The organism is Actinomadura fibrosa, assembly GCF_900659615.1.
GTDB lineage: Bacteria > Actinomycetota > Actinomycetes > Streptosporangiales > Streptosporangiaceae > Spirillospora > Spirillospora fibrosa.
Window position 1 is genome coordinate 1 of record NZ_CAACUY010000309.1, and the last position, 9,219, is coordinate 9,219.

Sequence of the window (9,219 nt, forward strand, 5' to 3'; positions counted from 1 at the left end):
GACGCCACGCGGCGGGACGCGCGGCCGGGCGGCTCGGGCCCCGGCCGCACCGGGAGGTCGCTCGGCGGCCTGTCCCGCCGTCCGCTGCTCATCGGCGCGGCGGCCGCCGTCGCGGTCCTCGCCGTCGCCGCCGGGATCGCGTTCACGGCCCTCGGCTCGGACGGCCCGCCCGGCAAGCTGGCCACGTCGTTCAGCGACGACTTCTCGAACACCTCCTCGGGCTGGAACGGCGGCACCTTCATCAGCGGCTACGGGTACGCGGGCGGCAAGTACCGGATCGAGACGGACGCGGGCAGCGACGCGCGCGGCCGGACGGCGCCCAAGGCCAAGGTCGAGGACAACCCCGACCCGGTGCTCGTCACCGTCACCGTCAGCGTCGTCCGAGGGCCCGACGACAGCCGCTACGGCCTGCTGTGCCGCGAGAACGACAACGGCAAGCGGCAGTACATGTTCCTCGTCCGCAAGGACGGCAAGGGCGCGGTGCTCCGCAAGGTCAACGGCGACCAGGGCACCAAGGAGCTCGACACCCGCGACGACGTGCCCGGCTTCGCCGCGGACGGCCCGAACAAGCTCCAGATCGCCTGCGAGAGCGAGGACGGCGGCGCGCGGAACCGGCTGCGGCTCTGGGTCAACGGCAGGCCCGCCATCGACGCGACCGACGCCGACCAGCCGCTCCCCAACGGCTGGACCGGCCTCCAGGTCGAGCGCGGCGGCAACGCGGCGCAGCAGATCACCGCCGACTTCGACGACTTCGACATGTCCAAGATCCTCGGCTGAGCGCCGCGGGCGCCGCCCGGCTCACTCCCCGGGCAGGTAGCCGTTCGTCCAGCGGGTCAGCTCCGCGAACACCCGGCCGCGGGCGGGCTCGGCGGACAGCACCAGGTCGTGCAGCCCGCCGTCGATCCGGACGAGCGTCACGTGCGGGCCGAGCCGCGGCGCCCAGCGCGCCATGTGCTCGACGTCCAGCACCGCGTCGGCCTCCGTCACGTCCAGCACCTTGCGGGTCGGGCGGACGCTGCGCGCCGAGGCCATCACCAGCACCGGCACGTCGATGTGCAGCCCCGCGTGCACGCGGAGCTGCCCGCGCCGCACCGCCGCGAGCCACGCCGCCCGCACCGGGAAGCCGAGCAGCGGCTTCCACGCGAGGTCGAACTCCCACTCGCCCTCGTGGTCGCGGTGGATGCTGCGCGGGTAGCGGTCGGACACCCCGGCGGGCAGCTTCGCCTTGGGGAAGCGGGGCCGCAGCGCCCGCGCGAGGCCCGCGCCGAGCTTGCGCATCACCAGCGGCTCGGCGATGTCGAGGAACGGGCTGTTGAGGAACACGGCGTCGGCCAGCCCCTGCCCGCGCACCCGGTCCGCCCACAGCGCGGCGATCAGCCCGCCCGTCGAGTGGCCGTTCAGCAGCAGCGTCCCGTGCCCGTCCACGTCCCGGATGATGCGGACCGCCTCGTCGATCTCCGGGAAGTAGTCCGACAGGCTGTCGATGTAGTTCGGGGTCTGGTGCGGGCGCAGCGAGCGCCCGTACTTGCGCAGGTCCAGCGCGTAGAAGTCGAAGCCGAGGTCGAGGTAGAAGTCCGCCAGGTGCTTCTGGAAGAAGTAGTCCACGAACCCGTGCACGTACAGCACGGCCCGCCGCGACGGCTCGGTGCCGCGCCGCCGGACGAGCGTCGCCACGACCTCGCCCTCCGCGTCCCTGCCCATCGGCAGCTCGATCGCCTCGTAGCCCGGCCCGAGCACATCCGCCGTCACGTCCATCGCCCCTCCAGAGCACCTCCGCCGCCGATCCCCGGCGGCACGCGGTCCGCGGGGTTCAGCGTACGGGCGGTCGCCGCGCGCGGCGGACGGAACGGAAGGGCCTTGATCGAACGTCCCAGAGACTGGAACGTTGAGATCCGCCCGCCCATCGGCTCCGGGAGAAGCGATGCAGGCCCCCCTACGCACCCACGACCCGCGGCGGCTCGGCCCGTACCGCCTCCTGGGCCGGCTCGGCCGCGGCGGCATGGGCACCGTCTTCCTCGGCGAGGACGAGGAGGCCCGGCGGGTAGCGGTGAAGGTGATCAATCCGGAGCTCGCCGACGACGAGGCGTTCGCCGACCGGTTCCGGCGCGAGGTGACGTCCGCGCGGCGGGTCCGGCGGTTCTGCACGGCGGCGGTCCTGGACGCGCGGCTGGACGGCGAGCCGCTGTACGTCGTCACCGAGTACGTGGACGGGCCGGCGCTCGACGAGGCCGTGCGGGACCGCGGGCCGCTGTCCGGCGGCGACCTGGAGGCCCTCGCGGTCAACATCGCGACGGCGCTCGGCGCGATCCACGCCGCCGGGATCGTGCACCGCGACCTCAAGCCGTCCAACGTGCTGCTGTCCCCGACGGGCCCGCGCGTCATCGACTTCGGCATCGCCCGCGCCCTCGACACCGCCGACGGCCCGACCCGCACCGGCCAGTTCGTCGGCACGCCCGCCTACATCGCGCCCGAGATCATGCGCGGCGAGGAGATCACCCCGGCCGCCGACGTGTTCTCCTGGGGCTGCGTCGTCGCCTACGCCGGCACGGGACGCCCGCCGTTCGGCGGCGAGACGGTCCCGGCGACGATGCAGCGGGTCATGAACGCGCCGCCCACCCTGGACGGGCTCGACCCGGCGGTGCGGGACCTCGTCGAACGGGCCCTGGCGAAGGACCCGGCCGAGCGTCCCACGGTACGGCGGCTCGTCCAGGAACTGACCGGCGAGGACCAACCGGACGCCCCGCCTCCGACGACCGCGCTCACCACGCCACTCCCAGCGGAGACGCCGGAGGCGTCGCTCGATGCGCCACAAGAAGCGCCGCCCGAACCGCCGCCAGCAGCGGCGCCCGAGCTGCCCGAGGGCACGCCGCAGACGCGCTCCGAAGCGCCGCCGCCCGAGGCGTCGCAGGAGGTGCTGGTCGAGGGGGCTTCGCAGGTGCGTTCCGAGGGGCCGCCTGAGGGGCCTTCCGAGGGCCGGGGGCCGGTGACCGAGCCGACGCGGATGGACGCCGTCGAGGAGACGCGGCCGGGGGCGGCGGGGCCGGCGCTTCCGCCTCCCGCGCCTCCGCCGCTCCCTCCCTCGCACGGGAGTCCGGCGGCACGGCGGCCGTGGCCGGGGAGGAACCGCAGGCATCTCGCGGCGGTCGCGGCGGTCGCCGCCGTCTTAGGGGCCGGGACGCTGTTCGGGCTGGTGAGGTCGGGCGGCGACGGTCATGGCGGTGACAGCGGCGGCTCGGCCTCCCAGGCGTCGCTCGACTTCACCGGGCATCCCCCGAAGATCGACGAGACGCTCCTCAAGGAGGACTTCGACGACGCCGGGTCGGGATGGAGGGATTCCGGCGCCTCGACCTGGGACGCGAGATATCGCGACAAGCAGTACGAGATGCGGGTGCTTCCCTGGACGGCCCTGACCGCCGTGCCGGCCCCGGTGGAGGACATGCCCGACGATCAGCTCGTCGAGGCGCGGGTCCAGCTCGGCGACGCGGGCGGCGAGGCCGGACTGTACTGCCGGGGCCGCGGCGGCCTCGGGTACGGGTTCCTGCTGCGGGCGGACGGCCGGGTCCGGATCGTGGCGGACGGTCCCGGCGGCGTCCGGAACCTCGCGGCGGCCTACGTCCCGGATGTGCGGGCGGGACGCGACCAGCGGGTGCAGGCGGCGTGCGCGCGGGACGGCGGGTCGGTGCGCCTCGGCATGTGGGTGAACGGCGACGCGGCCGCGCAGGCCAGGGTCGCCGACACGTCCGACGCCCGCGGGACGGCCAGCGGGCTCGTCGTGTCCCGCCCGGACGGCACCGCGGGGCAGCCGGCGGCGCGGTTCGACGACGTCCGGCTCTGCTCGCTGGACTGAGCGACATATCCCACATTTCGGACGTCTCGGTTCGGCGCGGCCTCCGCCGGCCGGTCGCGGTTTCCCAGGTCAACTAGGGTGGTTCCGACCTCCACGCCGACCGGGAACCGACGAAACCTATGTCCGAAACCACCGACGCCTCCGGCACCGGCCTGCGGACCGGGCTCCGCCGCCGCCACATGAAGATGCTCGCCATCGGCGGCGCCGTCGGGGCGGGCCTGTTCGTCGGCAGCGGCGCCGTCATCAGGACCGCCGGGCCCGCCGCGGTCCTGTCGTACGCGGTGGCGGGGCTGCTCGTCCTGTGCGTGCTGCGCGCGCTGGGCGAGATGGTCGTGGCGCGGCCGGTCGCGGGGTCGGTCGCCGAGTACGCGCGGATGGCGCTCGGCCCCTTCGCCGGGTTCACGATCGGCTGGATCTACTGGTACCTCTACGTGATCCTCGTCGGCGCCGAGGCCGTCGCGGGCGCCGCGATCCTGCACGGGTGGATCGGCGGGCTCCCGCAGTGGCTGCTCGCCGCCATGCTGCTCGTCGTGATGACCGCGGTGAACCTCGTCTCGGTCCGCTCGTTCGGCGAGTTCGAGTTCTGGTTCGCCTCCGTCAAGGTCGCCGCGATCGCCGTGTTCCTCGTCCTCGGCGTCCTCTACGTCCTCGGTCTCTGGCCGGACGCGCCCGGCGGCGTCGGGCCCCTCACCGGGCACGGCGGGTTCGCGCCGAACGGCGTCAAGGCGGTCTTCACGGCGATCATCGCGGTGATGTTCGCGTTCGGCGGGACGGAGATCGTCACCGTCGCCGCCGCGGAGAGCGCCGAGCCCGGCCGCGCCGTCGCCAAGGCCACCGGCAACGTTCTGTGGCGCGTCGCGCTGTTCTACGTCGCGTCCATCCTGCTGATCGTCTCGATCCTGCCCTGGAACGACGCCAGGGTCCTGACCAGCCCCTTCGTGAGCACGCTCGACCGGCTGGACGTGCCCGCCGCCGGCACCGCGATGCAGGCGGTGATCCTCACGGCCGTCCTGTCGGTGCTGAACTCGGCGATCTACGTCTCGTCCCGGATGCTGTACGTGCTCACCCGGGACGGCGACGCGCCCGCCGGGCTGGTCCGGCTCAACCGGCGCGGCGTCCCGGTGCGCGCGATCCTCCTCGGGACGGTCGCCGCGTGGGCCGCGGTGATCGCCTCCTACACCGCCCCCGACCGGGTGTTCACGTTCCTGATGAACTCGATCGGGTCGGTGCTGGCGTTCGTCTACCTGGCGGTCATGCTGTCCGAGCTGCGGCTGCGCGCCCGGCTCCGGCGCGCCGATCCGGGCAGCCTCACGTACCGGATGTGGCTCTACCCGTATCTGAGCTGGCTCGTCGTCGCCGCGCTCGTCGCCGTGCTCGTCGCGATGGCGTGCATGGAGGCGCAGCGCTCCCAGCTCGTCGCCTCGCTGGTGAGCCTCGCCGTCGTGACCGCGCTCTACCCCGTCCGCAGGCGCTTCGGCCGGACGCCGCCCGCCGCCGCGCCCGCCGTGCCCGCGGGCCCCGCCGGACCGCGGGGACGGGGCGGCGGCTGAGGGCTCACTCCTTCCGGCCGGTCGCGGCGACGGTGACGCCGAGGCAGATCATCATGAGGCCGCCCGTGCCGCCGATCGCGGCCAGCCGCCGGGGCGAGCGGGCGAACCACTCGCGGGCCGTCCCCGCCGCGATGCCCCACACGCTGTCGGACATCAGCACCAGGACGGCGAACAGCAGCCCGAACACGACCATCTGGAGCGGGACGTGGCCGCGCTCCGGCTCGACGAACTGCGGCAGCACGGCGGCGAAGAAGACCACGGTCTTGGGGTTCGTGACGCCCACGAAGAAGCCCTGGAGCAGGTCCCGGCCGCGGCCGCGGGAGCCCTCGTCCGGCAGCGCGCCGACCGCCTCCGCGAGCGAGCGCCGGTGCCGGACGGCCTGCACGCCGAGATACACGATGTAGGCGGCGCCGATCAGCTTCAGCGCCGTGAAGACCACGAGGGACCGCTCCACGATCGCGCCGACGCCGAACGCGACCGCGACGGTCAGCGCGAGGACGGCGAGCGCGCCGCCGAGCACCCCCGCCAGCGCGGTGCGGCGGCCGTGCGCCAGCGCCCGGCCGACCACGAACAGGACCGAGGGTCCGGGGATCACGATGATGACCAGTGCCATCGCGGAGAAGGCGAGCGCCTGCTGAATCGAGACCATGGCGGCACGCTAACCCCCCGATACCCGGATGGCACACCCCATTTCTCGCAGCCCACCTCCCACCCGTCGAGCGCAGGGAGCCTGCATCGCGCGGGTGAAGTGCCCTCGTCCGTCCCCGGGGTGACCGTCCTCGGCCGTCAGAAGATCGTGACGTGAGCAAGGTCACAGATCTACAGTGCGGTCATGTCGGCCCCTGCCTCCGCGGCCTCCGGTCCCGTCGACGTCCGTCCGCCCTCCCCGGCCCCGGCGATGGCGTGGCGGCCGGTCCTGCTGGTCGCCGGGGCGCTCGGCGCCGTGCTCCTGGCCGTCAGCGGCCGCTACGGCTACCACCGGGACGAGCTGTACTTCCGCGTGGCCGGGCGCCATCCGGCGTGGGGCTACCCCGACCAGCCGCCGCTGCTGCCGCTGCTCACCCGGGCGATCACGGCGGTGCTCGGCGACTCGGTCGTCGCGCTGCACGCCGTCGCCGCGGCGGCCGCGGTCGCCGGGGTCGTGGTCGCCGCGCTGACGGCGCGGGAGATGGGCGGCGGGCGCCGCGCGCAGCTCCTCACCGCCGCGTCGTACGCGGTGTGCCCGTTCATGGTCGCGACCGGGCACACGCTCTCCACCGCCACGCTGGACGTCCTGCTGTCGACCACGATCGTGTGGCTCGCGGTCCGCCTCGTCCGGACCCGCGACCAGCGGCTCCTGCTCGCGATCGGGGCCGCGTCCGCCGCGGCGCTGAACGTCAAGTACCTGGCGGCGTTCCTGCTCGCCGCGCTCGCGGCGGGGCTGCTGATCTCCGGTCCCCGCGACGTCCTCCGCCGCCCCCTCCTCGCCGCCGCCGTGCTGATCGCCGCGGCGGCGCTCGCCCCGGGGCTGTTGTGGCAGGCGGACCACGGCTGGCCGCAGCTCGACATGGCGGACGCGATCGCCGGCGAGGACGACTTCGGCGGGCGGCCGGGCTTCCTCCCCTTCCAGCTCCTGCTGACCGGCATCCTGCCGTCCTGGCTGTGGATCCACGGCCTCTGGCGGACGTACCGGTCGCCGGAGCTGCGCCCGTTCCGGTTCCTCGGCCACGCGTACCTGCTGCTCAACGTCGTGTTCCTCGCCACCGCGGGCAAGCCGTACTACCTCGCCGGGCTCTGGGCCGCGCTGTGGGCCGCCGGGTCGGTGGAGGTCGAGCGGCGGGGCGCGCCGCGCGGCCTCGGCTGGGCCGCGACCGTCCCCGCGTACGCGGTCGCCGCGGTCGCCACCGTCGCGCTGACGCTGCCCGTCTACCCGGTGGCGCGGCTGGCGGACACCCCGCAGCCGGCCGTCAACGGCGACTCGTCCGAGACGGTCGGCTGGCAGCGGTTCACCGCCGAGGTCGCCCGCGTCTACCGGACCTTGCCGCCGGACGAGCGCGCCAGAGCGACGATCATCACGAGCAACTACGGTGAGGCGGGGGCGCTCGACCGCTACGGGACGAAGTTCGGCCTTCCCCGCGCCTACAGCGGCCACAACGGCTACTGGTACTTCGGGCGGCCGCCCGACACCGGCGGCCCGTCGATCGTCGTGGGCCCGGACAGCGTCGCGGGGGCGCCGTCCCTCACCCGGTACTGGACGGACGTCCGCCCCGTCGGCCGCATCGACAACGGCGTCGGCCTCGACAACGAGGAGCAGGGCAAGCCGGTCTGGATCTGCCGAGGCCAGCGGGCGCCGTGGACGGCACTCTGGCCCCGGTTCAAGAGGCTCTCGTAACCCCCGACGCCCCCGCGCTCCTGCTACGGCACGTCGGCGCAGGTCAGGGCGTTGCGGCGGATCTTCCCGGTCGAGGTCCGGGGCAGCTCGTCCATGAACGTCACCGTCCGCGGGACCTTGTGCCGGGCCAGCCGCGCGCCGGCCAGGGCGAGCAGCTCGCGCTCCAGCGCGGCCGTCGGGCGCACGCCCGCCTCGATCACGACGAACGCGCTCAGCGTCTGCTCGGGCAGCGCCCCCGCGGCGTCCCCGCCCGCGCCGCTCGGACCGTTCCCACCGCGCGGAGCGGCGCCGTTCGCGACCACGGCCACCTCCACGACGCCGGGATGCTGCCCGAGGACGCGCTCCACCTCCAGCGGCAGGACCGGCTCCCCCGACACCGTGATCCGGTCGAGGGCGCGGCCGTGGTGGTGGACGAACCCGTCGGCGTCCACGTGCGCGAGGTCGCCGGTGCGCAGCCAGCCGTCCGCGCCGAGGACCTCCCGCGTCCGCTCCGGCCTGCCGAGGTAGCCCGCCATCACCGACGGCCCCCGCACGTGCAGGGCGCCCGGCTCCCCGGGGCGCGCCCGCCCCGTCCCGGTCCGGATCTCGATCTCGTACGGGGGGAGGACGACGCCCAGCGCGCCGCGGCGGCGCCTGTCCACGGTGTTCGAGACGAACGTGTGCCCGACCTCGGTGCTGCCGAGGCCGTCCAGCACCGGGCAGCCGAGGATCTCCTCGATCCGGTCGGCGAGCGTCGGCAGCAGCGGCTCGCCCGCCGACGCGGCCGCCCGCAGCGACGCGAACGCCCGCCGCACGGCGGCGCGGTCCGGCGCGCTGACCAGCCGCGCGTACCAGGTCGGGACGGTGAACAGCACGGTCGGCCGGTGCCGGCGCGCCTGCCGGACGGCGCCCGCCACGCTCGGCGCGTCCGGCCACAGGACGGCGGCCCCGCCGCTCAGCATGGGGAACAGCACCGTGGCGCCCAGCCCGAACGGGTAGCACGACTTGGACAGCGAGAACGTCACGTCCTCGGACGTCAGGCCCAGCGCGCCCAGCGCCATCGCCTGGAAGTAGGCGTGCGCGTCGCCGTGCCGGTGCACGGCCCCCTTCGGCTTGCCCGTCGTCCCCGACGTGTACTGGACGTAGGCGGGGGCGTCGGCCGGTACGGCGACGGGTTCCGGCGGCGGGACGTGCCCGCCCGGCGGCGCGGCCGTCAGGGTGTCGTCCGTCAGGACGGGCACGGAAGGGAACCTCGGCGCGAGGTCCGCCGAGCACACGACGGCCTGCGGGCGGGCGTCGGCGGCGATGTAGGCGTGCTCGGCCGCCGTCTGCTCGGGACCGGCGAGGACCGCCACCGCGCCCAGCCGCAGCGTCCCGAGGAACGCGGCCACGAACGCGGCCGAGTCGGGAAGCGCGACGAGGACGCGGCCGCCGCGCCGCACGCCCGCCGCGCGCAGGCGCCCGGCCGCGCG

6 protein-coding genes and 1 pseudogene are annotated in these 9,219 nt (G+C 75.0%); 4 read left to right on the plus strand and 3 right to left on the minus strand.

Annotation, left to right across the window (positions count from 1 at the left end):
- Positions 1-777 (plus strand): annotated as a pseudogene (locus E1300_RS50830) (hypothetical protein); the annotation flags it as partial.
- Positions 778-798: 21 nt separating this feature from the next.
- On the opposite strand, the gene E1300_RS44065 reads toward E1300_RS50830, so the two are convergent.
- Entirely contained in the window at positions 799-1,755 is a 957-nt protein-coding gene (locus tag E1300_RS44065; RefSeq protein WP_207400313.1) for an alpha/beta hydrolase, read from the minus strand.
- 166 nt (positions 1,756-1,921) lie between these two features.
- Here E1300_RS44065 and E1300_RS53100 point away from each other — a divergent pair, with 166 nt between their 5' ends.
- Positions 1,922-3,847: a serine/threonine-protein kinase gene (locus E1300_RS53100; RefSeq protein WP_242619782.1), complete on the plus strand. Its 1,926-nt coding sequence runs from the start codon at positions 1,922-1,924 to the stop codon at positions 3,845-3,847.
- A 119-nt stretch (positions 3,848-3,966) separates the two neighbouring features.
- Positions 3,967-5,397: an amino acid permease gene (locus tag E1300_RS44075; RefSeq protein ID WP_131763234.1), complete on the plus strand. Its 1,431-nt coding sequence runs from the start codon at positions 3,967-3,969 to the stop codon at positions 5,395-5,397.
- Between the two features lie 4 nt (positions 5,398-5,401).
- Here E1300_RS44075 and E1300_RS44080 read toward each other — a convergent pair whose 3' ends face one another.
- Complete coding sequence (locus E1300_RS44080) at positions 5,402-6,046, minus strand: LysE family translocator (RefSeq protein ID WP_131763235.1); 645 nt, start codon at positions 6,044-6,046, stop codon at positions 5,402-5,404.
- 183 nt (positions 6,047-6,229) lie between these two features.
- Here E1300_RS44080 and E1300_RS44085 point away from each other — a divergent pair, with 183 nt between their 5' ends.
- Positions 6,230-7,768 carry a glycosyltransferase family 39 protein gene (locus E1300_RS44085; protein WP_207400314.1) on the plus strand — a complete coding sequence of 513 codons (1,539 nt, stop codon included), beginning with the start codon at positions 6,230-6,232 and terminating at the stop codon, positions 7,766-7,768.
- A gap of 23 nt (positions 7,769-7,791) precedes the next feature.
- Here E1300_RS44085 and E1300_RS44090 read toward each other — a convergent pair.
- Positions 7,792-9,219: AMP-binding protein (locus E1300_RS44090; protein ID WP_131763236.1), on the minus strand; the 1,428-nt coding region annotated here is incomplete at its 5' end.

Coding starts and splice junctions, on each gene's coding strand:
- E1300_RS53100 (WP_242619782.1), top strand. CDS start 1,922: ATGCAGGCCCCCCTACGCACCCACGACCCGCGGCGGCTCGGCCCGTAC.
- E1300_RS44065 (WP_207400313.1), bottom strand. CDS start 1,755: ATGGACGTGACGGCGGATGTGCTCGGGCCGGGCTACGAGGCGATCGAG.
- E1300_RS44075 (WP_131763234.1), top strand. CDS start 3,967: ATGTCCGAAACCACCGACGCCTCCGGCACCGGCCTGCGGACCGGGCTC.
- E1300_RS44080 (WP_131763235.1), bottom strand. CDS start 6,046: ATGGTCTCGATTCAGCAGGCGCTCGCCTTCTCCGCGATGGCACTGGTC.
- E1300_RS44085 (WP_207400314.1), top strand. CDS start 6,230: ATGTCGGCCCCTGCCTCCGCGGCCTCCGGTCCCGTCGACGTCCGTCCG.